At 61.7% G+C, this 23,133-nt stretch carries 17 protein-coding genes; 15 read left to right on the forward strand and 2 right to left on the reverse strand.

The genetic code is table 11. The annotated features are described in order from the left end of the window. The first annotated feature begins 45 nt into the window (after positions 1–45). From ABD937_RS17490 to asnS, 8 genes are all read left to right on the forward strand, one after another. Complete coding sequence (locus ABD937_RS17490) at positions 46–1,449, forward strand: sensor histidine kinase (protein WP_345257110.1); 1,404 nt, start codon at positions 46–48, stop codon at positions 1,447–1,449. 9 nt (positions 1,450–1,458) lie between these two features. Continuing rightward, a complete protein-coding gene (locus ABD937_RS17495; RefSeq protein WP_345257111.1) occupies positions 1,459–2,091 on the forward strand; it encodes a response regulator in 633 nt (210 codons plus the stop codon). A 636-nt stretch (positions 2,092–2,727) separates the two neighbouring features. Continuing rightward, on the forward strand, positions 2,728–3,942 hold the full coding sequence (locus ABD937_RS17500; RefSeq protein ID WP_345257112.1) for a hypothetical protein: 1,215 nt from the start codon (positions 2,728–2,730) through the stop codon (positions 3,940–3,942). Between the two features lie 30 nt (positions 3,943–3,972). Continuing rightward, positions 3,973–5,424 (forward strand): hypothetical protein, encoded by a 1,452-nt coding sequence (locus ABD937_RS17505; RefSeq protein WP_345257113.1) that lies wholly within the window; start codon positions 3,973–3,975, stop codon positions 5,422–5,424. After that, complete coding sequence (locus tag ABD937_RS17510; protein ID WP_345257114.1) at positions 5,411–7,117, forward strand: hypothetical protein; 1,707 nt, start codon at positions 5,411–5,413, stop codon at positions 7,115–7,117. Before ABD937_RS17505 ends, ABD937_RS17510 begins: the two co-directional genes overlap by 14 nt. Before the next feature lie 54 nt (positions 7,118–7,171). Further along, positions 7,172–8,953, forward strand: a complete 1,782-nt coding sequence (locus ABD937_RS17515) for a PGAP1-like alpha/beta domain-containing protein (RefSeq protein WP_345257116.1) — start codon at positions 7,172–7,174, stop codon at positions 8,951–8,953. A 114-nt stretch (positions 8,954–9,067) separates the two neighbouring features. Further along, entirely contained in the window at positions 9,068–10,681 is a 1,614-nt protein-coding gene (locus ABD937_RS17520) for a hypothetical protein (protein WP_345257117.1), read from the forward strand. A 531-nt stretch (positions 10,682–11,212) separates the two neighbouring features. Continuing rightward, positions 11,213–12,652 (forward strand): asparagine--tRNA ligase, encoded by a 1,440-nt coding sequence (asnS, locus tag ABD937_RS17525; RefSeq protein WP_345257118.1) that lies wholly within the window; start codon positions 11,213–11,215, stop codon positions 12,650–12,652. A 246-nt stretch (positions 12,653–12,898) separates the two neighbouring features. On the opposite strand, the gene ABD937_RS17530 is transcribed toward asnS, so the two are convergent. Continuing rightward, the gene (locus ABD937_RS17530; protein ID WP_345257120.1) at positions 12,899–13,735 is read right to left on the reverse strand and encodes a universal stress protein; all 837 of its coding nucleotides are present in this window, start codon (positions 13,733–13,735) and stop codon (positions 12,899–12,901) included. Positions 13,736–13,833: 98 nt separating this feature from the next. Between ABD937_RS17530 and ABD937_RS17535 the strand changes: the two genes are divergently transcribed. The 5 genes from ABD937_RS17535 to ABD937_RS17555 all read left to right on the forward strand — a co-directional run bounded on the left by ABD937_RS17535 (position 13,834) and on the right by ABD937_RS17555 (position 18,996). Beyond that, complete coding sequence (locus tag ABD937_RS17535) at positions 13,834–14,352, forward strand: ExbD/TolR family protein (protein WP_345257121.1); 519 nt, start codon at positions 13,834–13,836, stop codon at positions 14,350–14,352. Between the two features lie 713 nt (positions 14,353–15,065). Next, the gene (locus ABD937_RS17540; RefSeq protein ID WP_345257122.1) at positions 15,066–16,010 is read left to right on the forward strand and encodes an isopenicillin N synthase family dioxygenase; all 945 of its coding nucleotides are present in this window, start codon (positions 15,066–15,068) and stop codon (positions 16,008–16,010) included. 409 nt (positions 16,011–16,419) lie between these two features. Further along, entirely contained in the window at positions 16,420–16,767 is a 348-nt protein-coding gene (locus tag ABD937_RS17545; protein ID WP_345257123.1) for a hypothetical protein, read from the forward strand. Between the two features lie 56 nt (positions 16,768–16,823). Continuing rightward, positions 16,824–17,405 carry a penicillin-binding protein activator LpoB gene (locus tag ABD937_RS17550; RefSeq protein ID WP_345257124.1) on the forward strand — a complete coding sequence of 194 codons (582 nt, stop codon included), beginning with the start codon at positions 16,824–16,826 and terminating at the stop codon, positions 17,403–17,405. Positions 17,406–17,565: 160 nt separating this feature from the next. After that, positions 17,566–18,996 carry a COG3014 family protein gene (locus tag ABD937_RS17555; protein ID WP_345257125.1) on the forward strand — a complete coding sequence of 477 codons (1,431 nt, stop codon included), beginning with the start codon at positions 17,566–17,568 and terminating at the stop codon, positions 18,994–18,996. A 460-nt stretch (positions 18,997–19,456) separates the two neighbouring features. Here ABD937_RS17555 and ABD937_RS17560 read toward each other — a convergent pair whose 3' ends face one another. After that, positions 19,457–20,137, reverse strand: coding sequence for a hypothetical protein (locus tag ABD937_RS17560; RefSeq protein ID WP_345257126.1), 681 nt, complete (start codon positions 20,135–20,137; stop codon positions 19,457–19,459). A 248-nt stretch (positions 20,138–20,385) separates the two neighbouring features. Between ABD937_RS17560 and ABD937_RS17565 the strand changes: the two genes are divergently transcribed. Both ABD937_RS17565 and ABD937_RS17570 read left to right on the forward strand, forming a co-directional pair. Next, the gene (locus ABD937_RS17565; RefSeq protein ID WP_345257127.1) at positions 20,386–20,727 is read left to right on the forward strand and encodes a PadR family transcriptional regulator; all 342 of its coding nucleotides are present in this window, start codon (positions 20,386–20,388) and stop codon (positions 20,725–20,727) included. A 20-nt stretch (positions 20,728–20,747) separates the two neighbouring features. Next, positions 20,748–22,946: a PspC domain-containing protein gene (locus ABD937_RS17570; protein ID WP_345257128.1), complete on the forward strand. Its 2,199-nt coding sequence runs from the start codon at positions 20,748–20,750 to the stop codon at positions 22,944–22,946. The last annotated feature ends 187 nt before the right edge of the window (positions 22,947–23,133 follow it).

Here is a 23,133-nt window from a genome sequence, read left to right on the forward strand (position 1 = left end):
CGGGATCTGAGATCCTTGTCGTATCTTACTGGTACGCTCCTCCACATGCACCCCGTCCTTTACCTGCTGCTGCTGTCCCTCGGCGGACTATTTCTCGTAGGCACGTTTCATGCCTCCATCTACCTGCAGCAGAAAGACAAAGCCTACCTACACTATGCAGCCTACCTCTTCGTGATGTCGGGCTTCACGATCGTCCGCATCCTCGACGCGCGGCTCACCACGCTGCTGCCCCTCGACTACTATACCGTAGAAACACTGGACCCGATGCTCTCCAACCTGGGCTTCCTGATGTACGTCAACTTCCTGGGCGTGGCGCTCAAGGTGCGGCCCGAAGAGCGGTTCCACTGGCGCAGCTGGACCTTCATCCAATACTTCATCTGCATCTTCGTGCCGATCTACGGGGTCCTGCGCCTCCTGCGCTGGCTGCCTGAGCTCTCGGCCGGCCTCGTCTCCATCGCCTCCTTCGCCGTGTGCTGCTTCGGCATGCTGCTCGCCATCCGCCTCGTGCGCGGCTACCGCGATCCGTTCTACCGGCTCATCATCACCGGTACCCTCGTGGCCGTCACCGGCGTCATCGCCGGATTGATCGTCAATGCCGTTTACGGCAACAAGCTCGCCTTCCAGGGATTGAGCGTGATGCAGGCGAGCATCCTGCTGGAGACGATCTTCCTTTCCGCGGCGCTCGGCTACCGCCTCAAGCAGTTCTACCAGGAGCGCGAGCACGCCCGGCAGGCCCTGCTCGAGGAAACGCGCCGCAACGAGGCCCTCGCCCGCCAGGCTGCCGACCTCCTGCGCCGCGAGCTCGACGTGCAGACCCTCAAGAGCCGCATCAGCCGCGACCTTCACGACGACGTGGGCGCGTCGCTGAGCAGCATCCACATCTATAGCGACGTGGCGCGCCGGCTCCTGGCAAAGCAGCCCGGGAAAGCGGAGGAGCTGTTGCAGCAGATCAGCGACAACGCGCGCGCCGTGATCGAGAACATGAGCGACATCGTGTGGGCCATGAAGGGCGGCGAAGACGGCAGCCTGCCGCTGTCGGCCCGCATCCGCAACCTCGGCTCCGAACTGCTCGGGCCCGTGGGCATCGATGCTACGTACTACTTCGACGCCGCCATCGACGCGGGCGTGCAGGACGTACACCAGCGCCGCAACCTTTGCCTCCTGGTGAAGGAGATGCTCCACAATATCGTCAAGTACAGCGGCGCCACGCAGGTGCTGGTGCAGGGCAGGCTGCAGGACGGTGGCTGGCTGCTGCAGGTGAGCGACAACGGTTGCGGCTTCGACCCCACCGCCGTGCGCCGCGGCAACGGCCTCGCGCACCTGCATGTGCGCACGGCAGATATCGGCGGCTCCTGCTGCATCGAAAGCGCGCTCGGCCAGGGCACCGTGATCACCTGCACCCTTCCGCTCCCTACATCTAGGGAGGTCACCCATGCAACCATCGGTTAAGTTTGCCGTATGATCCGCGTTTTGCTATACGATGACCATGAGCACCGGCGCCGCAGCCTCGAGGCACTGCTGTCGCTGAGCCCCCACATCGAGCTGCTCGGCGCCTTCCCCGATTGCTCCGGCGTGCAGGAAGACATCCGCATGCTCGCGCCCGACGTGGTGCTGATGGACATCGAGATGCCCGGTATCGACGGCATCGAAGCGGTGCGCCTCATCCGCGCGGTGGCGCCCGGCGTGCGCATCATCATGCAAACCGTGTTCGAGGACGCGGAACGCATCTTCGCTGCGCTGCGCGCGGGCGCGCAGGGATATATCCTCAAGAGCGCGGGCCCGGAGAAGATCCTGCAAAGCATCGAGGAGGTACACGCCGGCGGCGCCTTCATGACGCCCTCGGTGGCCCTGCAGGTGATCCAGTTCTTCGACAAGCCCGCCGCGCCGCAGGCCGTCTCCTACGAGCTCACCGCCAAGGAGCAGGAGGTGCTCGGCCTCCTCTCCGAGGGCAAGAGCTACAAGATGGTGGCCGACGCCCTCGGCATCTCCTACTCCACCGTCAACTCCCACGTCAAGAAGATCTACGAGAAACTGCACGTGCACTCGCTCGGCGAAGCGGTTTCCCTGGCGATCAAGAATAAGATTGTGTAATGTGCTAATGAGTTAATGTGCTAATGAGTTAATGTGCTGATGGCCCGGTGATGCAAAGATTTGAAGGCCCTCGCGGTCAACAGCTTTTTTCGTGGTAACGCGAAGGCGCAAAGAATGCTATCGAACGCAAAGGAAGCAAAGGACGCTGAGGAGTTTTCCGACGGACCGGCATTCATCCGTTCTTTCCGCTATCCCCTGCTGGTCGCAAGCAGAGCGTCCCGCATACGCGGGACATGCGCGGAGGCCCTCCGCTTAGTTCCAGTCATACTCCCAGGTGCAGGCTGCGAGCACGACAGCAAGCGTAAAACAGGCAACAAACAGTAAGGGCGAAGTTGGAGAACCGGTAGCGGTTAAGTGGCCTTGCTACCTGTAAGACCGCCTCCGCGCATGTCCCGCCTGCGGGACGCTTTGCCTTACGAAAGGCAGACTGCCTAATAAACAGAAAGTTCGCTGTGCATTGAGAACGATGCGTAGCGCTCTTCGCCTCCTTCGCGTCCCCGTAAACCTCCGCGCCTTTGCGTCCCCCTTATCAGCACATCAGCACATTAACCCATTAGCACATTCCCCTCTCCCTACATCTAGCGATTGTCCCGCGTGGATGGTTTTGCAACTTTTACAGTGCAAAACCTCCCCGACATGCGTACCATATTTTTCCTGATCCTGCTGCTGCCCGCCGCCCTCCGGGCGCAGAATGAAAAAGAAGGCCTCGACAAGCTTTCGCCCCGCGAGCTCACTATCCCGACCTCTCCGCTCTTCGACCTGATGGGCCAGGCTCCAAGCCAGGTGGCCCGCACCGCCGACATCCGCGATTTCAAGGTGGATTGGAGCATGCGCAACTGGCGCCTCAATCCCAACATCGCCATCCAGGCACAGCCCATCTGGGAGCTCGCCTACAACCGCCGGCCGCTCGACAAATACCAGCGCGCCACGCCCTTCCAGCACCGCCTCTCCTCGCTCGACGTGTCGCTCGGCACCGTGCAGACCGAAGCCGCCGACCGGCGCATCGGCTGGGCCCTCAAACTCAATGTATACCGCCAGCGCGACCCGCTGCTGCTGCGCGGCGTGTACGACGACATCCAGCAGGCCTACGCCGACGAGCTCGTGCAGCTGCGCGATAAGGAGCGCTTCATCCTGCGCCGCCTCGACAGCACCACGCGCCCCGACGAGCTCAAGGTGCTGCGCGAGGAGCTGAAGCAGAACGACGGGCAGCTCACCTCTTTTCATGCCCGCAGAAATACGGCCATCCAGGAGCGGGCCCGCACCTTCATCGTCGACAACTGGAACGCCGCCTACGTGGACGTGGCCTTCGGAAAGATCTATACCTATGCTACCGACAGCGCGGGCTCGCTGGGAAAGCTGCGCGTGAACCGCAATACCGGCTCGGGCGCCTGGATCAACTTCGGCTTCGGCGTGGGCAAGCGCGGGCTCGTGTCGGGCCTCGTGCGCAGCACCTTCTACGAGGAGGAGGTCAATTTCCTGCTCCGCGACGAGACCACCGGCGAAGAGACCGCCGCAAGCGCGGTAGCCGCCAACCGCCTCCTCACCCTCGGCATCAACCTGCGCTACGGCGGGCCGGTATACAGCTTCTTCGTGGAGTTCCTGCGCGAGGGCAAGTCGCTCCGCACGCCGTCCGCAGCCCTCCAGGAAGCCTTTACTGCGCCGACCGGCAAGGCCGTCATCACCAGCACCGTACGCTGGGACATCGTGCACCCGTACAGCATCAACATCGGCGGCGACTGGCGCATCGGCCGCAACGTGATCCTCAACTACGGCATGCGCTGCGTGCTCGACGCGAACTTCAAAACAACCCAGTTCATCCCGATTGCCAACATCAGCTGCATGATGCGCTGACCTCGAATCGTCACCCGTAAATCTACAATAATGAAGAAGTCAACCGGGGCGCAAGCCCTCACCCTGCTGCTGCTGGCGGCCGGACCACTCGCCGCACAGAAAAAGACCTTCGACCGTGCCGATTTCAAACCGGTATCGGCGTCGCCCGTGAACTTCACCCCGTACCAGAAAACCGACTTCGCGGCGGCCGGCACACCCGACGAGACACCGATCACGTTGCCCAATAAAAAAACCGTGAAGTTATCGGAGTACCTCCGCTCGCTCAACCAGGTGGAACGCAGCCTTGCCTCGATGGGATTTGCCCGTAATCGCCCCCAGGCCACCGTCGTGGCCTCGCGCTATAAGCTCAGTACTGCGCTCGCCGTTTCGGGCGTGGCGCCCACAGCAGTGGCGATGGCGGCCGCCGCCCCCCGGAAAATGAACACGCAGATGGTGGCGCGCTTTAGCGATAAGCAACTCCGGATCGAGCGGCTCAAAACCCTGCGGAGCGCGATGGTGGCCGCGGCCAATGCCGACCGGATAAATGCCTTGCCGAACGAGAAGTTCGACCGCACCTTCGATGTGTCGCCGCCCACCTTTAACGTAGAGGGCTACGGTGTGAAGGTCGTGGCCAAGTTCGTGCTCAAGGGCGAGACCGATCCCTTTGTGATCGCAGCCGCCGACCGCAACGAAGCCACGCTGGAGCGGCTGATGAAGGAAACGAATTCGTCATACACCGCCGGCATCAACCTCACGGCCTCTTCCAACCTCCCGGAGCTGGGCGGGCTCACCGCCTACCAGCTGGATGCGGAGTTCACGGCGCGCAGCAACAAGACGCAGAAGCACAGCTCTAAGGCACGCCTGCAGATCATGCAGCAGGTACTGATCAATGAAAACCGGAACGACATTGCGCAGGACAACTACAGCTTCAACCACAACCGCGCGCTCACCTACAACAAGCTGATCGGCGCCGCCGATATTTTCACCTATGGCCTCAATCTTTTCATGCCGGTCGATTTTTACCTCGCGGCCGGTAACGTGGGCGCCAACATCGACGTGGAGCTGAAGCGCACCGGCATAACCGGTACGATGGGACCGCGCGCCAGCCAGTCAATATTGCTTGAAACCTCGCTCACCGAGCTGCTCGGAGCGGGCGGAGAGCTCATCGGAAACACGGTTGACGCCGGTGTGGGCGGCGAGCTGCGGCTCATTGAAGGCGGACTCGACTACGGCTTCAGCGCAGGCCTGGGTATCAACAACGGCCGGATCGTGTTCATCAACGATATGTACGGGGAGGCAAACCTCAGCCTGCTCCGCGGCCGCCTCTTTACCTACTATCAATACCCGGTGTTCAAATGCGGCACCAGCATCATCACCCGGTTCAAGGATCTTTCCTGCTGGGAGCTTCGCCGCGTAGAGAATGAGCTGTTCAACTCGGGCTCCGCCGTTACGTTCAGCAAAAAGGTAGTGGACGAAGACAAATCCGAGTATGTCAGCTGGTAACTGCCTGCGGAGCCTCCTGTTGTGGCTGGCGGCCGGAGCCTTTGTTTCGACCGCCGCCGCCCAGGCACGCGCCTATCGTTTCCGGTACACCGAGACCGTGCGCTCCGACTATGGCTCGATGCTGCAGGCGGGCGGGCAGCAGGCGGCACGCACCGATACGCTCCTCTGGGAGGGCGCACTCCAGTTGCAACCGCTTTCGGATTCGGAATTCGTGCTCCGCGTCATCCCCGGGGCGTACCGTACTACTACGGGCGCAGCCGAGGTGAAGCCTTTTGAGGGCGTGGTAACTACCGATGCGCAGGGGCGCCCCGCGCGCGTCCGGACGGCGGAGGAATCGCTCGCCTCTTTCGAACGGTCGCTACCCTGGCTGGCCGCTATGCACCTGCGCTTCCCGCGGCTGGCCGGTCTCCAGGCGGAGCGGCACCACGACGGCGACTACGAGGTGCTCTATCATCCCGACCCTGCAGCGCGGCGCCTGCAAAAAAGCGGGCTGCGCGGACGGCCTGCCGCCGCACGCCAGGCGCTCGTGGTGCCGCAGTATGCATGGGCGGCGACCTTCGACAGCGAAGGATTGCCGGAGGTGCTCGATCTGCGCGAACAGAAGCATCAATACCTCGGGCGCAAGGCGCTGGCCTGCATCAGCAGACGCCTGTTGCTCGAGCCGTTGCCTGCATCCGCTGCCGCTGTGCGCCTGGAGGCACCCGCCGGCGGGGTGGTGCTGTCGCTGTTCGAGCGGCTGCCGGAAGAGGAGCGCCGCCGCCGCATTGCCCGGAGCCTGCTTGGCGGGGCCCGCTTCGCCGAGCTCAGCGCCGAAACCGGCAGCGCACCGACCCTCTCGATGGAAGGTCGCTTCCGGCTCAAGTCGAAGTGGCGCTCATTGCTGCAGCTCGAGGCGGCATCGGTGGGGCAGGTGCTGGCGCTCTACGAGGCGCAGCCCGACAGCTCGGTACAGCATGCGTTGCTCGAAGATGCGCTGGCCGAGAGCCGGGTGCCCGCCACGCTCCGATACCTGGCCGGCCGCATCCGCGCACAGGCCGGCGACTACGAGCGGCTCAAGGGCATCGTGCTGCGGCTGACGCTTGCCGGGGCGCACGAGGAGGAATACCTCGCCGTTCTGGAGCCGCTGCTGGCGTCGTCTGACCCGAACACGGCAAGCCTCGCCGCCCTTGCGCTTTCGAATGCGGCCCTGTGGCTGCGCTCCACGCAGCCGGCCCGCTACGAGCAACTGCTTCACACGCTGCTGGCACCGCACCGTCCGCTCCGCGACACCCTGCAATACCTGTATGTAGCTGGAAACGCAGGCGCCGATGCCGAGTGGCCACAGATCCGTGACCTGTTGCAAAGCGCTTATGCTGCCGAAGCGCTGTCTGCTCTCCGCCACCTGCGCGTGCCCGCCGTCGACAGCCTGCTGCTGGAGCTGCCGTTGCGCACCGACAGCCTTGCACCTTCCTTCTACAACACGCTTTTGGCGGGGCGGCCGCTGCCAGCGTGGTGGGCCGGCCGGCTGGCGGAAAAGATCCTTGCGCGCGATGCGGCTGCCGACCCGGGCCTGCTGCCCGCCCTGCAGTTCCTGCTCGATCAAACGCATCGTGAGCGGCTGTCGGTCGGTGTCCTGCTCAGGCACAACTGGCGCACCGTAGCCTACGGCAACGAGGTTGCGGATTTCAAAAAGGCCGGGGCTCTTTGCAACTAACCCTTATCCAATAGTTTTTTTACCATCATCGATAACCGCATCAACACAGCTCTCATGAAACGAATGATCCTCCCCCTCCTGCTCGCGCATGCGGCGTTGCCAGCCCACACGCAGGTGCCCACAACCATCGCGCAGCGCAGCACGATCACGGCAGCCGACTCCATCGCCCTGATGCGCCGCACGTTCAAGAAGCCGAACGAAACCGTGCTGGCGCAGGCGCGCTCCCGCCTCGTGAACCCGCAATGGAGCTATACGCTGCCGCCCGGCCGCGGGGGCACTACCGGCAGCGCCTTCGTCTTTGCAAAGAACCGGCCCACCGTAGTAGTACTGATCCACGGCATTACCGGCTACCCGAGCACCGACGCGCGGATCGGTACGCTGAAAGGCGCCCGCAACTACTGGGGCTACGATTTCGTGTGGGGGCTCTTCGGCGCACAAACGGACAGGCCCACCACCTTTGCCGACGATAATCCCGCTTCGGCGCTCGGCCGCCCCGACTGGGAGACGCGCTTCCTCAACGACAACAACTCCGCGCACCACTTCGTCACCATTTACGGTAAGCCGAAGCCCGACCGCAACTTCTACACGCCCTTCTCGCTGATGATGACCTACCGCGACGGCAGCGAGCCCATGAAGAAGCAGGTGGCGCAGACCGCCGCGCAGATCGTGAGCCTCTACGACGCGCAGTTCGGCTCCTGGCCCGCGGAAAAGCAGCCGCAACTCATTCTGCTCGGGCACAGCTTCGGCGGCCTCGTGGCCCGCACCATCTGCTCGGCGCCGGACGGCATTCCCTCCAATATGCCCGACGTGGCCGCGGAAAACTTCTCGGCTGCCGACAAGGCCAATATGGAATTCATCCGCAACCGCACGCTCCACATCACCACGCTGGCCACGCCGCACGAGGGGTCGCCCATCACCTGGAACGCCGCCATGGGGTCGGTGGTGCAGCACCTGCCGGGCCCGGGCGTGCAGATCAACGAAACCGACCCCGACACCTATGTGATCCGGCAACTGCGCACCGGGTTTGTACGGAACCTCAACGCCACGGTGCTGCGCCCCGAGTTGTGCCGCCGCTCCGACGCCTCGCTCATTCCCGTGCATGCGCTCGGCGGCCGCGTGCCGGCAGGTCCGGATTTTTTCCAGAATCCCAACGTGTACGACAACGACCTCAACACCGTAGACGGGGGCATCGGCCGCGCCAACATCGACGACCTGCTGCCGGGCGAAACGAACCGCAAGCAATTCGAATGTTACAACCTCGTGCGCGTGGACTATGCGATGCACCTGTTCTTCGGCGGCAACCTGCTGAAGCCCTGGGGCGCCGCGCCGGACGACAACAAGGCCCTCGACATCATCCGCGTGCGCGACGTGCAGCCGGTGACGGGATGCCTCACCCTGCCGATCTACAACCTCGCCTCCTTCCTCGCGAAGCCGCGCCTCTACTACCTGCGCACCGATTGGGATGCCGTGCCGCATAAAAGCATGGCGCTGCCCGGCACCTGCTCAGGACGCTTCACCGAAGAGCGCGGCACCGTTTCGGACGGGGAGATCGACAACGACGGCTTCGTGCCCATCAATTCGGCACTCGGCGTGAAGTTGGGCACGGACAACAAGAACTATTTCGACCACGCCGGCGGCGGCTCCTGGTACCGCTTCTACCGCTCGGGCGCCGACTTTCACAACCACGGCACCATCAAGTTCAACGAGGACGTGGGCAAGTGGCTGCGCGAGAATATCATCGGCAACGCCGTGGTGCCCCTTGTGGCCCTACAAGCGCTCGGCAACACGGCCGCCGGCCCGAAAGTGGCCCGCAGCGGCGAGCGCAGCAGCTGGTAAGGAGCGTGAGCCGTGAGCCGTGAAGCGCGGTTCGCTACCAGCGGGGGGGCACCCCGTAGAAACACGGTTACCGGTCAGCGCCGAAAACCTCTTAAACCTCCAAAGCCTTTCATAATGAAATACCTGTTTTCCATCCTACTGCTGTTGCTCGCCGGGACGTCCCGCGCCGAGATCATGCAGATGCAGCTCAAGGTCATCGACGGCACGCCGATCCTGATGTACCGCCAGTTTACGTCCAGTACGCCTTCGACGCCCCTCACACCCGAAGGAGGGTTCGACCTATCCTCGGAAACGAGTAACATGGTACCCGTGAAGAACCAGCGCATCGTTGGCTTCCGGATGCCGTTTATCTACAACAAGGCCCACGAAGTGCTGCTTGTGGGTCCTTACCTCGACCTGTGCGGCGACATCCAGATCCTCGACGAGAACAACGGGCTGCTGGCCGTGGTGCGCACCAGCGCCTTTATCGGGAAGGGCAAGCGCAACTTCTTCATCCAGCGCCACGACGTGTTCCGCAGCGAGGGCTATGTGCACTTCCGCATCCCGGAAAGCGTGATCCGCACCATCGGCCGCCGCAACTTCAAGATCAAGGTGGGGCCGGTCGACGATAAGGACATCGTGGAATGTAAGATCGTGAACCGCTATACCGCGGAAGCCATCCTCTTCACCGGCGACCGCGTGCCCACGCGCGAGGCGATCCAGGGCGGTGCGCATGTGCGGCATAACCTGACCGGCGGCGTGGAGTACGAGGTGAAGATCAAGATCCGCGGCGGCAGCGCGGGCGAAGAGTTCCAGTTCAATAACGGCAAGATCAACGAAGTGCTGTACCACGTGCGGGGCGGCTGTCGCGACTGTGAAGGGACGGTACTCGAAGGAAGAGGGCCCATCAGCCGCGCGCGCCTGCTTGCCGAGAACGACGCGATCACGTTCAAGGTGCGCAGCTACCATGGGCGCTTCACCCGCAACCGGGGCGACCTCATCGCCATCGCCGATGCCGGTGCGGGCAACTGGATGGATTTCACCCCCGACCGCGACGAGATGTTCGCGCCCGGCCGCGGCCCGCTGCGCGAGGATGCCAAGCCCGAGGGCTGGGGGCCCTACCTGTTCATGCGCGAGGCCCCTGACCTGTACCGCTTCGGTCAATACACCGACCTCTACGAGATCAACAGCGACAAGGAGCCCTGTATCTGCCCCACCTTCGGCAGTGGATCGTCGAGCACGCGGCAAATTATCTCCACCGACGGCGGCGGCAACGGCGGCGGGGGAGCACCCGTGATGCAAGCTCCGGCCACGATCACACTTGCGCTCAGCAATGCTTTTGTATTCACCTCTTCCAACAGCAATACCGTCAGCGACGACTTCGGCGGGCTGGCCAACGTATGTCCGAGCGGCAGCGAAACGGTGCCCAAGATAAGCGTGCTGTCGCCGCTGACGGTCAGCATCACCTCAAACACTGCGCGTACAGGCCTTACGGCGCGGTTCAGGCGCGGTACCACGGTGCTGGCCACGGTGAGTAACATCAGCGTTGCGGCGGGCAGCACATCCACGGCTGCCTTTAATCGCCCGGAAAACAGGTTGGCCACGACGCGCTCGAACCAGAACGCCGCCGTGTGCAAGCGCGCCGGCAATGGCATCGGGGGCGTACCGCACTGGGACGATGAGGGCATCGTGATCGAGGTGCTGCAGGGGAATACGGTTTTACAGACGATCACTGTTCCTACGAAATAATGGGAAAATGGGGTGATGGGGTAATGGGATAAGGTGCTGGCTTCAGCTTCGCTTCGCTTCGCCTGGCAAAAACAGGGGCTGTCATCCCGAGCCTGCGAAAGCTGCTTTGTTCACGCAGACACATGCTTCTTGTCATCCCGAGCCTGCCGAGGGACACCGGTGCGCATACCTGGGGAGGTAGGAAGTACAGGGTGAGTTCTCGTCAGGCAAGACCCCGCTCCGGCGGGGTCTTTTTGGTGCCGGTTGCCGCCTGGAGCGAGGAAGGCGCCGTTTTTTCCTGTCAAAACCGGTGCTGGTAACTGGTTGATATCCAAATACCGCTCATAGCCGCACTGGTGCGGCTGGGTACCATACCCGGTGCCGGCGGTCCTTTCCTGCCGCGCACCGGCCCGCCTGGCCGGGGCTGGAACACCCGACACCCCGGGGCTACTTCATGGGTCGGCAGCACAGCCCTTCTAAACCTTCGGAAGCCTGCCCGAGCCTATTGGCACATTAGCACATTAACCCATTCGCACATTATATATTTGCGCCATGTTCAACAAAAGGATCCGCATCAAGGAAGTGCTGGCCATGGAGCCGGAGCAACAGGAGATCACGGTTATGGGATGGGTACGCTCGTTCCGCAACAACCAGTTCGTGGCGCTGAACGACGGATCTACCAATGGCACCCTGCAGGTAGTGCTGACGCTTGGTGAGTTCGACGAAGCGCTGCTGAAGCGCATCACCACCTCGGCTTCGCTGAAGGTGACCGGTACGCTCGTACCCTCGCTGGGCAAGGGCCAGAAGATGGACCTCAAGGCGGCCACCGTAGAAGTACTGGGCGACTGCGATCCCGAGCAATACCCGCTGCAACCCAAGAACAAGCCGTCGCTCGAGTACCTCCGCGAGATCGCGCACCTGCGCTTCCGCACCAACACCTTCGGCGCCGTGTTCCGCATCCGCCACTCCCTGGCCTTCGCGGTGCACAAATTCTTCAACGACAAAGGCTTCGTTTACCTGCACACGCCCATCATCACCGCTTCCGACGCAGAAGGCGCGGGCGAGATGTTCCGCGTCACGACGCTGCCGATGGAAGGCGCGCCGACAACCGAAGACGGGAAGATCGATTACAGCCAGGACTTCTTCGGCCGCTCCACCAACCTCACCGTGAGCGGTCAGCTCGAAGGCGAGCTCGGGGCCACGGCATTCGGGGAGATCTACACTTTCGGGCCCACGTTCCGCGCCGAGAACTCCAATACCGCGCGGCACCTCGCCGAGTTCTGGATGATCGAGCCGGAGATGGCCTTCTACGACATCGAAGACAACGCCAACCTCGCCGAGGAGTTCATCCAGTACCTCATCCGCTACGTGATGCAGCACAATGCCGACGACCTCGCCTTCCTGAACCAGCGCCTGCTCGACGAGGAGAAGCAAAAGCCGCAGGCCGAGCGCTCCGAGCTCGACCTTCTGCAGAAGCTGCAGTTCGTGGTGGAGCACCAATTTGAGCGCATTACCTACACCGAGGCCATCGACATCCTGCTGCAGAGCCCGCACTACAAGAAAAAGAAATTCCAGTACGACGTGAAGTGGGGCATCGACATGCAGAGCGAGCACGAGCGCTACCTGGTGGAGAAGCACTTCAAGAAGCCGGTGATCGTGACCAACTACCCGAAAGAGATCAAGAGCTTCTATATGCGCCTCAACGACGACGGCAAGACCGTGGCCGCCATGGACATCCTGGCGCCCGGCATCGGCGAGATCGTGGGCGGCTCGCAGCGCGAGGAGCGTCTCGACGTACTCGAGGGCCGCATGCGCGCCATCGGCGTACCCGTTGAAGAGCTGTGGTGGTACCTCGACACCCGCCGCTACGGCACCGTGCCCCACGCCGGCTTCGGCCTCGGCTTCGAGCGCATGGTGCAGTTCGTGACCGGCATGGGCAATATCCGCGACGTCATCGCCTTCCCGAGAACGCCGAAGAACGCGGAGTTTTAAGGCAGGGTAAGATAAAGAAGCGATTCTTACCGCGAAGAAAAGAAGTAGCTAAGGTATTCGCTAAGAGAAAGGTCCCGCCGAGGCGGGACCTTTCTCTTATTTGATTTGACGGGTAATGCGTTCAGCCTGTTTAAATTGCATAGCGTTCATCTACGTTCCGGTATCGTGCAATCGGATATACGTGTACACAACTTAGCGCAACCCTTAGCCCCTTCTTTTCTTAGCGGTAAAAAACCCTTGTTTCCTTTACGTGCCTTCAGGGATTACCAATACAGGCACGTTGATCTCCGATACGATGTCGGCGGTGTGCTGCTTGCCGAAGAGGCGCTCCCAGAAGTTGTGGTGGTGCGGAAGCTGGAGCAGCAGTTGCGCCCCGGACTGCTGCAGGAAGGAGTGGAGGCCTTCGGTAACGTCGTCGTTGCGCACGGTGTGGAGGTGCACCGGCAATCCCGAAAGCTGCTGCAGGAGCTCCTGGCAGGAGGGATGCTCGCCGTCGCCGGTCTGAACGTGCACGATGTCGAGCTGCAGGCCCAGCGTGGTGGCCAGCCGACGCACCGTAGCCAGCTGTGCGGGTGCGATGGAGCGGCCGTCGACGGCGAGGGCCGCCTGCGTGGGCGCCGCGCCGCTGTAGCCTTGCGGCACCGTGAGCAGCGGGAAGCTGGCCATGCGCAGCAGGTCGAGGCCGCGGCTGTCGAAGGTTTCGGTGAAGCCGTGGCGGGGGTGGGTGCCCAGCACGAGGCAGAGGGGCTTCAGTGGCTCCACCGCGTCGAGGAGGCTGTTGCTGACGCCCACGGCGGGCACGGCCTGTGGAACTACGGTAAGGCCGGGATAGGCCTGCTGCACCCGCGTCACCGACAGGCGAAGCCCTTCTTCGGCTTCGGCGCGTAATGCATCGTAGGAAACCGGGTAGGTGTGCAGCGTAGCGACCTCGGGCTGCAGGGGCAGCTCCGAGATGCCCGTCGGTACCATGAAGGCATGCAGCAGGTGCAGGGGCCGCTGCAGCGACTGCGCGAGGCCGGCGGCATACTGAACGGCACTGTCGCCGGCAGGGGAGAGGTCCGTGGCTACAACGATGGGTTCCATAAGGTTCATTTGTACGAAGGTCCGGATTCGCCGCCGAAAAGCGAGCGCGGCTTATGGAAAGAACGCGTGCCCGTTGTCTCATTGATAAACCAGGACCTATGGCAGCAATTACCCTCGACGGAGCCGGCAACGGCCGCCTCCGCTCCGTACGCCGCGGACTCCGCATCGACATGACCCCGATGGTGGACCTCGGCTTTCTCCTCATCACCTTCTTCATTTTCACCACGCGGCTCGGCGAGCAGCAGGCCCTTAAGCTCGTGATGCCGGCCGATGGCCCCGCCACACCCCGCAAGGAGTCGGCGATGCTTTCGGTAGTGCTCTCCGACAAAGGCGTGTATGCCTACCACGGAGCCTGGGATGTGGCGCAGCAGGAAGGACGGGTGCAACGCACCAGCCTCGCTACCGGCACCGGACTCGGCGTAGCCATCCGCACCCTGCAGCAGCAGCTGCGGGCGCAGGGCCGCGAAAAGGAGCTGATGCTGCTGGTGAAGCCGGCGAAGAGCAGCTCCTACGACCAGGTGGTGAATGCCCTCGACCTGGCGCTGATATATGGACTGAAGCACTATACGATCGTGGATGCCGATGCGGAGGAGGAGGAATACCTGGCGAAGCTGTGAGCTCGGCAATCGGGAATCGGCAATTGGCCCCTGAAGGTTCGGGGTGTGAAGCGTGAATGGGGCAGGGTTACCGGGAGGGCAATGTGGCGTAAGGCCCCTATTCCTTTCGCCGTCGGTGGGACAGGTTCTCCCAAAGGAGGGAAGCTGATCGGCGGGTCCATCATTTCAGAGCGTTGTCACGATGCACCTGACGACGAGTGCATCCCGGAGGGTCCCTGCGCCAGATCCGTTATCCACGAATGTATCCCGGGCGTCTGCGCCAAAGGCTTCGCCGCCGGCGCAAGGGATGCGCGTTATCCGAAAATCATCTGGTATTCATGCGCATGAAGACCCGCACGTGGTTTCCTGCACCCCGTAGGGGTGCTCGGTTGGTAGAAATACGGCCGTTGAAGGGAACCGCACCCCGTAGGGGTGCACGTTAAAGGCATTGTGGTGGGTTCAGGAAGACAAATGATTTTACACCATCCCTGGCCTTCTCATCGGCAACATAATTTCTTTTCGTGGATCATCCCGATGGCGCCACTTTCTTTGGTAACGCGCATCCCTCCGGGATGCTGACGTATGGTTATCGTTTTCTCGCGTTGGCCCGGCATGCCATGCCGGGCTGGGAAGCGCGTATCCCTCCGGGATGCTATCGATGGCGAAAAACTTTTCCACACCTTGTGGATATCCCGGCGGAATGGTACTTTTGAGCGACTCAAACCATTGACTATATGACGATCCCCGTAGTTGATCTCGCTGAATTCCTCAGCGGCGACGAAACCCGCAAGCAGCAGTTCGTACAGGACCTCGGCAAAGCCTATGAAGAAGTGGGCTTCGTAGCGGTGAAGAACCACGGCGTGCCCGACGAGCTCATCGCCAACCTGTATAAATACGTACAGCAGTTCTTCGCCCTGCCCACCGACACGAAGCACCAGTACGAGATCCCCGAGCTTGCCGGCCAGCGCGGCTACACCTCCTTCGGGCGCGAGCACGCCAAGGGCTTCGATGCACCCGACCTCAAGGAGTTCTTCCAGTTCGGCCAGACGATCTCCGACGGCGAGGAAGTAGGCGAGGAATACCCGGCCAACGTCACCGTACGCGAGGTGCCCGAGTTCACCCCCACGCTCGAGGCGGCCTACCGCAACTTCGAGAAGAGCGGCACCGCCCTCCTGCAGGCCATCGCCCTCTACCTCGGCCTCGACGAAAACTACTTCGATCAATACGTGCACAACGGCAACTCCATCCTGCGCGCCATCCACTACCCGCCGATCCAGAACGAGCCCAAGAGCGCCATCCGCGCCGAGCAGCACGAAGACATCAACCTCATCACCCTGCTCGTGGGCGCCTCCGCCGACGGCCTGCAGATCCTCACCAAGCAGAACGAGTGGGTGGGCGTGACCTCGCTGCCCGAGCAGATCGTGGTGAACGTGGGCGACATGCTCCAGCGCTTCTCCAACAACCGCCTCCGCTCCACCACCCACCGCGTGGTGAACCCGCCGCGCGAGCTCTGGGGTACGAGCCGTTTCTCCATCCCCTTCTTCCTGCACCCCAAAAGTGGCATGAGCCTCGCCTGCCTCGAGAGCTGTATCGACGAGCAGCACCCGAAAGCCTACGAAGACATCACCGCCGGCGAATACCTCGACGAGCGCCTGCGCGAGATCGGGCTGAAGAAATAGCCCCCTGTCCCGGCCCCCTGTCCCCCGAAGGGGGAACTTAGGCGAATCATATCTTTCTTATCCCTATATTTTCCAAAGCTGTTTCATAGGAAAGCCCCGACGAAGTCGGGGCTTTCTACTTTCTTATCGTGACCGGATGATGTCTCTGACTTATTGTTTTGCGTTTGTTAAAATCTTGCTTATAAAATAGGTGCTCAGCCGCTCAAGTCAAGGCGCCGATTGGGTCGTTATCCGTTGAGAATGAATCGCTACCGTAGGAATAGCCCCAGCCTAAGTTCCCCCTTCGGGGGGCAGGGGGCCGGAACCGGGCCACAGTTAGTGTAACCTGCACGTCGTTTGATTCGTTTTAACGGAGGCTTAACCAACAGGGCCGCTACTTTTAGTGTCAGGTAACTGAAAAACTCTTGCTATGAAAAAAGCTTTACCCTTATTCGTCTTCGTGCTGGGCACGGTCAGCGCCGCCGCGCAAGCGGTGCCGGACCAGAACCCGGCCTTCGCCGTCAGCCGTGAGAAATACATGCGCATGGCCGACTCCATTACCAAGTGGCACAGCACCACGGTGCACGACACCTACAAGGCCTACGACTGGTACGAGGCCCGCGAGGAGCGCCGCACCGAGCGCCGCAACAACCGCTACGCCATCCGCCTTGCCCGTGCCCAGCGTGTCGACCGCGGCTATTACTACGACCCCTATTTCGACTCTTACAATTACGGCGGCCGCTTCGGCTTCCGCAACCGCCGGAGCTTCTGGTGGTAGACTCGCCTCTGAAAAACACCTTCTTTTCCTTCATTCATAACCTCATACCTGCAACTATGAAAAAAGCTTTACTCTACGCTTCGTTCCTCGCCCTCCCCGCCTTCTTCGCCTGCTCGCGCCAGGTATCGCGCATCTCCCCCAACGAGCAGGTCGATATCTCCGGCCGCTGGAACAACACCGATTCGCGCCTCGTGTCGGAAGAGATGATCCAGACCGTGCTCAACTCCAACTGGCTCGCCAACCACGTGCAGGCCAAAGGCAGCAAGCCCACCGTCATCGTCGGCTTCGTGGCCAACAAGAGCCACGAGCACATCGATGCCGAGACCTTTGTGAAAGATGTGGAGCAGTCGTTCGTCAAGACCGAGCGCGTGCGCCTCGTACAGGGCGGCAAGAAGCGTGAAGAGCTCCGTGCCGAGCGCGCCGACCAGCAAACGAATTCCTCCGCCTCCACGATGAAGAAGTTCGGGCTTGAGAACGGCGCCGACTACATCCTCCAGGGCTCCATCAACTCCATCGTAGACGCCCACAAGAAGAAGAAAGAGGTGTACTACCAGGTGAACCTCGAGCTCACCAACCTCGAAACTAACGAGGTGGTCTGGATCGGCGACAAGAAGATCGCCAAGCTCGTGAAGAATTAATCTAAGATCTCGGATCTGTGATCTGGGATCTGTTTCCGGTGTGACTGTTCCTGCTATTGGCTGCTTGCTTATCTGAGCCAGGTAGCGTGGCGTAAGAACGATTGCCCGCGCACAGATCTCACATCCGAGATCACCGATCTGAGATCCCTAACTGCGTCCCATGTTACCCAAACGCTTTCCCTTCCTCCGGCTCGTGCCGGCGCTGCTCCTCGTGCTGAGCCTGGCGTCCTGCGCCACCTATAACCAGCAGGTGGGTGGTTATTACGACCACTACCAGCAGGGCGACTACGCCCGGGCCTCGACCGCGCTCGACGGCAACAAGCTCCTGGCGAAGCGCCGCAACCACCTGCTCTTCCTGCTCGAGAAAGGCCGGATGGAACACCTGCTGCGCCGCTTCGAATCGAGCAACCGCTACTTCAATGAGGCCGACAACCTGATGGAAGACGGCCGCACCTCCGTAGGCGATGTGGCCCTCTCCACGCTGCTCAACCCGATGATGGAGACCTACCGCGGCGAAGACTTCGAGAAGTACATGGTGCACTACTACAAGGCGCTCAACTACCTCATGCTCGACCAGCCGGCCGAAGCCCTCGTGGAAGCCCGCCGCATCTCCCTCCGCACCTACGCGCAGGAAGACGTGAAAGGAAAGAACAAATACACGCAGGACGCCTTCTCCTTTATGCTGCAGGGCCTCATCTACGAAAAGAACAAGGACCTCAACAACGCTTTCATCGCCTACCGCAATGCCGCCGACCTGTACCTCGCGCACGGCGGCGCCTACTACGGCGTGCCCATCCCGCAGCAGCTCAAGCGCGACCTGCTTCGCAGCGCGCAGCTCCTGGGTTTCTACGGAGAGCGCGACGAATACGAGAAAAAGCTCGGATACACCCTGACGCCTGCCGACCTGCAGACCGAAGGCGAGCTCGTGCTGTTCTGGGAGAACGGGCGCGCGCCGGTGAAAGAAGAGGAGAATATTATGTTCTTCCTCAGCAAGGATGCCGGCCAGTTCTTCTTCACCGACAGCCGCGGCTCGCTGCGCGTGCCCTTCGACCTTTCGGTGGGCGCCGTGGACGAAGGCCGCCTCTCCGGCCTCACCTCCGTATGCGCCGCGCTGCCGCGCTATGCCGTGCAGCCGCTCCGCTACAGGGCCGGGCAGGTGCAGGTCGACAGCCTCCGCTTCGACTTCGAGCCCGCACAAAGCATCTCAGACCTCGCGCAGGAAACGCTCCGCGAGCGGCGCCTCAAGGACCTGTCGAAGACGCTGAGCCGGATCGCCGTGGGCAAGCTTGCCGAAGCCGCCGCGGAACCCGCCAAGAAGAAGGAAGGCAAGGAAGAAACAAAAGAGGAGAAGAAAAAGCGCGAGCGCCAGGAGCTCTTCGCCACCGGCCTCAAGATCTTCAACTTCGTAAAGGAAAAGGCCGACACCCGCAACTGGCAAAGCCTGCCGCACAGCATCTGCTACACGCGCGTGCCGCTGAAGAAAGGTACGCAGACGGTACAGGTACAACTCGAAGGCGCCGGCTCCAAAAGCCTGAAGCTCGATGTGGACAATGCCGGCGGCCTGCTGTTCCGGAGCGTGACGACGTTGTAGGCATCCGTAGTCGGGCATCCGTAGTCGGGCATCCGTAGTCGGGCATCCGTAGTCGGGCATCCGTAGTCGGAGACTACGGATATCGGGGAAAGATGAACCCAAGAACATAGGATGTTGCCGGAAGGCAACTAACCAGCCCACGGCTTCAGCCGTGGGTTTTCGATATGTACCAGCCCATGGCTTTAGCCATGGGATTCCGGTAACCGAAGGAGCAGCCATGGGGCTTCGATCGGCCGCGGTCATCGTGGCAGAGGGTCAGGTCACGTAACGCGGGAGATTGCCCCGAGGCTTTAGGACGTTTTATGCAACAAGCACTCCGCGTAACACAGGAGATTGCTTTGCGAGTTTACCCCGAACCAGCGGAGCTCGCAATGACTTTAGCACTGTAAACGACTTCTTACTAATAAACCAATAAACTAATAGACCAATAAACGTAAAAGCCGCCCCATCAGGGCGGCTTTTACTGTTGATCCGACCGGATGGCGCGCTGCAGGAGCTCGCGGGTATCGGGCCGCTCTTCTTTCAGTTGCTGAAGCGCTTCTTTCATCAGGCGCTCGAAGGAGGCGATCTGGTAGTATTCGACGTTCTCGCCGCGCTCCACTTCGATCTGCTTCGGGGCCTCGTGGGAGATGAACAGCTGCGCCTCCTGGTTGCGGCTCACGAGCTTGAGGGAGTCGGGCATAAGAAACTGGAAGTCGGTCTGGCCGGAGGCAAGGCGCTGCTCCTCCTTTCTGCGCTCCGCCGCGGCACGCAGCGAGTCGAGCCGGGTATCCAGCTTTGCGTTGCCGAACCGGTCGGTGCCGCTGGCCTGCATGAATTGCTCCCAGGCGCTGCCATAGGCGAGGGGCATGGAGGCAAGGGTGTCGGTGCCGAAGTTGACCACGTAGTGCCCGGGCCCGGTACCGGGAAAGCGGAGCGTCTTGCCGGCGCGGGTCAATACGAAGGCATCGGCTTCGACCTCCAGCACGTGCTCCATTGGGTAAAGGCCGGGATCGGAGAACGTAAAGCGGTCCACGGAATCGGAGCGCGCTTCCGTCAGTTTGGTGTAGTTGGTCACGACGTGCACGCGGCTCCGCTTGGAGGAGCAGGCGGTCAGCAGCAGGGCAGCACCAAAAGCCGCCGAAAGGGTACGGATGAGCATCAGCAAAGTAACCGATTCCGCCGCTTATCGCGAAAAAAGCGCAATTCATCCAAAAGGGCGAAACATGGGATAAGGGACAAAAGACTGGTAATCAACGAATTGATAGTTTGCCTAATAACCGGCGACCACAATTACTAAAAAAAACATGGTATTATGCGTTGCATAGTACCAAAGATTACCTTAGCTTTGTCTTGTCAAACGATCCAATCACCGTTCCGGCCCACGCGCCGAAACACAAAACAGACCCCATGAATATTGAGAATACGCAGAGCCAGATGCGCAAGGGGATCCTGGAGTTTTGCATCCTGTCGATCATCCGCCGGGGAGAGGCCTACCCCTCGGATATCGTGGAAGAGATGAAAGGCGCCCAGCTGCATATCCTGGAAGGCACCCTCTACCCGCTGCTGACCCGCCTCAAGAACGCGGAGATGCTCACTTACCGCTGGGTGGAAAGCTCCTCCGGCCCCCCGCGCAAATACTTTATGCTCACCGAAAAAGGCGAAGCCTTCTACCGGGAACTGGAGCAGACCTGGCAAGAGCTCTCCAACGCAGTGAACACGCTGACCGGCAAGAAAGAAAACCTCTCCTAACAACTTCAACCACCCCGATCATGAAAAAGATTATCAACATAAACCTCTCCGGCAGGGTGATCCCGATCGAGGACGCCGCCTACGAGAGCCTGCAACGCTACATCGAGAGCCTGCGTCGCTACTTCGCCCACGAGGAGGGTCGCGACGAGATCATCAACGACATCGAGAGCCGCATCGCGGAGCTGATGGACGCCCAGGTGAAGAAAGGCGCGCCCGCCGTTTCCGAGGCCGACATGGCCCTCATCATCGATACGATGGGCCGTGTGGAAGATTTCGAGGAAGTGGAAGGCGAAACCGCCGGCGCCAGCACGGCCTCCGGTACGGCCTCCGCCGCCGCCGAAGAAGAAAGCGTCTTCTCCCGCACCACCGGCTACAAGCCCCGCGGCCGCCTCTACCGCGACAGCAACGACAAGATCCTGGGCGGCGTCTGCTCCGGCATCGCCAACTACTTCAGCATCGACCCCGCCATCGTGCGCATCATCCTGGTGCTGCTCGTGTTCGGCGCCGGTACCGGCATCCTGCTGTACCTGCTGCTGTGGATCTTCCTGCCGAAGCGTCCCCTCGCCAACAACACGGTGGCGAAGCGCTTCTTCCGCAACCCCGACGACCGCATCATCGGCGGCGTGGCCGGCGGTATCGCGGCCTACTTCAATAAGGACGCCTGGACGATCCGCCTCATCTGGCTGGCGCCCCTGCTGCTCAACATCATCCTGGCCGTGCTCAACGCCCTGTTCGACGACCACGACCGCAATTTCTTCCCCGGCGCCTTCGTAGGCTCCTTCACCTTCACGTTCTTCATCAGCTACGTGGTGCTCTGGATCATCCTGCCCGAGGCCCGCAGCTCCTTTCAGAAGATGGAGATGCGCGGTGAGGACGTAGACGTGCACCGCATCAAGGAGAACGTGAAGATCGAGATCGAGCAGCTGAAGGCGAAGACGCAGGCCTTTGGCGAAGACGTCAAGGAGCAGGCCCGCCAGTTTGCCGGCAGCGCCCGCGAATTTGCCGGCGCCGGCCGCACCGTAGCCGGCGACATGACCCAGGCTACCGGCAGCGCCGCCCGCGGCTGCTTCCACATCATCGGCGTCATCCTGAAAGCCGCGCTCCTGCTGTTCCTCGGCTTTATGGCCTTTATGTTCTTCATGGGCCTCGTGGTACTCATCTTCGGAGGTGCCGGCGAGCTCGCCAATAACTTCCTGCTCGAAGACCGCGGTCAGAAGTTCCTCGGCTGGAGTGGCCTGCTGCTGCTCTTCGGAGTGCCCTTCGTAGCCCTCATCACCTGGGCCGTGCGCCGCCTGATGCGGGTACGCACCCACAACCGCTACCTGGGCTGGTCGTTCGGCGCCCTCTGGCTCATCGGAATCGTGATGGCGGTGCTCTTCGCCGGCTCCATGTTCTCGAGCTTCCGCCACCTGAGCAAAGTACCCCTCGACGTGCCGGCAACCAGCGTGCAGGACCGCCTCATCGTACGGGTGAACCAGCCTCAGATCGAATACAGCAACTACTACAGCTTCATCGATGCCGATCGCGACGGCTGGGATGTGAACGAAGACACCATGCGCCTCTCCGATGTGCGTCTGCGCATCGACCGGAGCTCCGACGCCCAATACCATGTGACCGTTTGGCGCTACAGCCGCGGCGATGGGGGCCGTGAGGCGCTGCGTCGCGCTGAAGCCTTCACCTATCCTGCTTCGGTGGTCGACTCCTTCCTGAACCTGGGCAGTGGCTTCGCCATCGGACGCGAGCAGAAGTACCGCAACCAATATGTTGTTGTGCAGATCCAGGTGCCCGTCGGTAAAAAGATCCGCATCGACGCTTCGGTGAACGAGCGGCTCGAAACAGAGCTCGAAGTGGAAGGCCGCCGCCGCTGGTTTGCCGAGCGCGACTGGGACTGGGCCAATGAAGCACATGCCTGGCAGGTGAACACCGACTACGTGATGACCGAGAGCGGCGAGCTCGTGGACCCGGCCAAACCGGTGACCTCCACCAAAGGCGACGACTACGAGTACAAGTCCGGCCGCAGCGACAGCCTGCGCCGCGCGATCGACCAAAAGCGGGAGCAGCTGCAGCGTGACCAGGAGCAGCTCGAGCGCCTGCAGCGTGAAGACGAGGACCGCGGCACCCGCCCCGCCACCGATTCGGTTGACGGAGCGCCCGCCGCGCAGGCCGGCACCCTCGGCGCCGCCGTTCCTTCCTTCGATGCGTTTTTCTTAGTTATCTGACCCACCCGACTCCGGACCCTCCTGACCACGTATGACCGACCACCGATTGATACACGGGCCCGGACCAGGATACCTTGGTTGAAGTTGCCCCGCTACGGCGGGGAAACCTCGGGGCCCTCAATTCTTTGAGGGCCCTTTTTTATTATCTGAGATCTGTGATCTCGGATCTGTGATCTCGGATTTCAGA

The organism is Flaviaestuariibacter amylovorans, from assembly GCF_039541815.1.
GTDB lineage: Bacteria > Bacteroidota > Bacteroidia > Chitinophagales > Chitinophagaceae > Flavisolibacter > Flavisolibacter amylovorans.

Bases quoted from the DNA above. Each gene is read 5' to 3' on its own strand.
- asnS (WP_345257118.1), top strand. From the start codon at position 11,213: ATGTTCAACAAAAGGATCCGCATCAAGGAAGTGCTGGCCATGGAGCCG.
- ABD937_RS17530 (WP_345257120.1), bottom strand. From the start codon at position 13,735: ATGGAACCCATCGTTGTAGCCACGGACCTCTCCCCTGCCGGCGACAGT.
- ABD937_RS17545 (WP_345257123.1), top strand. From the start codon at position 16,420: ATGAAAAAAGCTTTACCCTTATTCGTCTTCGTGCTGGGCACGGTCAGC.
- ABD937_RS17495 (WP_345257111.1), top strand. From the start codon at position 1,459: ATGATCCGCGTTTTGCTATACGATGACCATGAGCACCGGCGCCGCAGC.
- ABD937_RS17505 (WP_345257113.1), top strand. From the start codon at position 3,973: ATGAAGAAGTCAACCGGGGCGCAAGCCCTCACCCTGCTGCTGCTGGCG.
- ABD937_RS17510 (WP_345257114.1), top strand. From the start codon at position 5,411: ATGTCAGCTGGTAACTGCCTGCGGAGCCTCCTGTTGTGGCTGGCGGCC.
- ABD937_RS17500 (WP_345257112.1), top strand. From the start codon at position 2,728: ATGCGTACCATATTTTTCCTGATCCTGCTGCTGCCCGCCGCCCTCCGG.
- ABD937_RS17565 (WP_345257127.1), top strand. From the start codon at position 20,386: ATGAATATTGAGAATACGCAGAGCCAGATGCGCAAGGGGATCCTGGAG.
- ABD937_RS17535 (WP_345257121.1), top strand. From the start codon at position 13,834: ATGGCAGCAATTACCCTCGACGGAGCCGGCAACGGCCGCCTCCGCTCC.
- ABD937_RS17540 (WP_345257122.1), top strand. From the start codon at position 15,066: ATGACGATCCCCGTAGTTGATCTCGCTGAATTCCTCAGCGGCGACGAA.
- ABD937_RS17560 (WP_345257126.1), bottom strand. From the start codon at position 20,137: ATGCTCATCCGTACCCTTTCGGCGGCTTTTGGTGCTGCCCTGCTGCTG.
- ABD937_RS17570 (WP_345257128.1), top strand. From the start codon at position 20,748: ATGAAAAAGATTATCAACATAAACCTCTCCGGCAGGGTGATCCCGATC.
- ABD937_RS17555 (WP_345257125.1), top strand. From the start codon at position 17,566: ATGTTACCCAAACGCTTTCCCTTCCTCCGGCTCGTGCCGGCGCTGCTC.
- ABD937_RS17490 (WP_345257110.1), top strand. From the start codon at position 46: ATGCACCCCGTCCTTTACCTGCTGCTGCTGTCCCTCGGCGGACTATTT.
- ABD937_RS17550 (WP_345257124.1), top strand. From the start codon at position 16,824: ATGAAAAAAGCTTTACTCTACGCTTCGTTCCTCGCCCTCCCCGCCTTC.
- ABD937_RS17520 (WP_345257117.1), top strand. From the start codon at position 9,068: ATGAAATACCTGTTTTCCATCCTACTGCTGTTGCTCGCCGGGACGTCC.
- ABD937_RS17515 (WP_345257116.1), top strand. From the start codon at position 7,172: ATGAAACGAATGATCCTCCCCCTCCTGCTCGCGCATGCGGCGTTGCCA.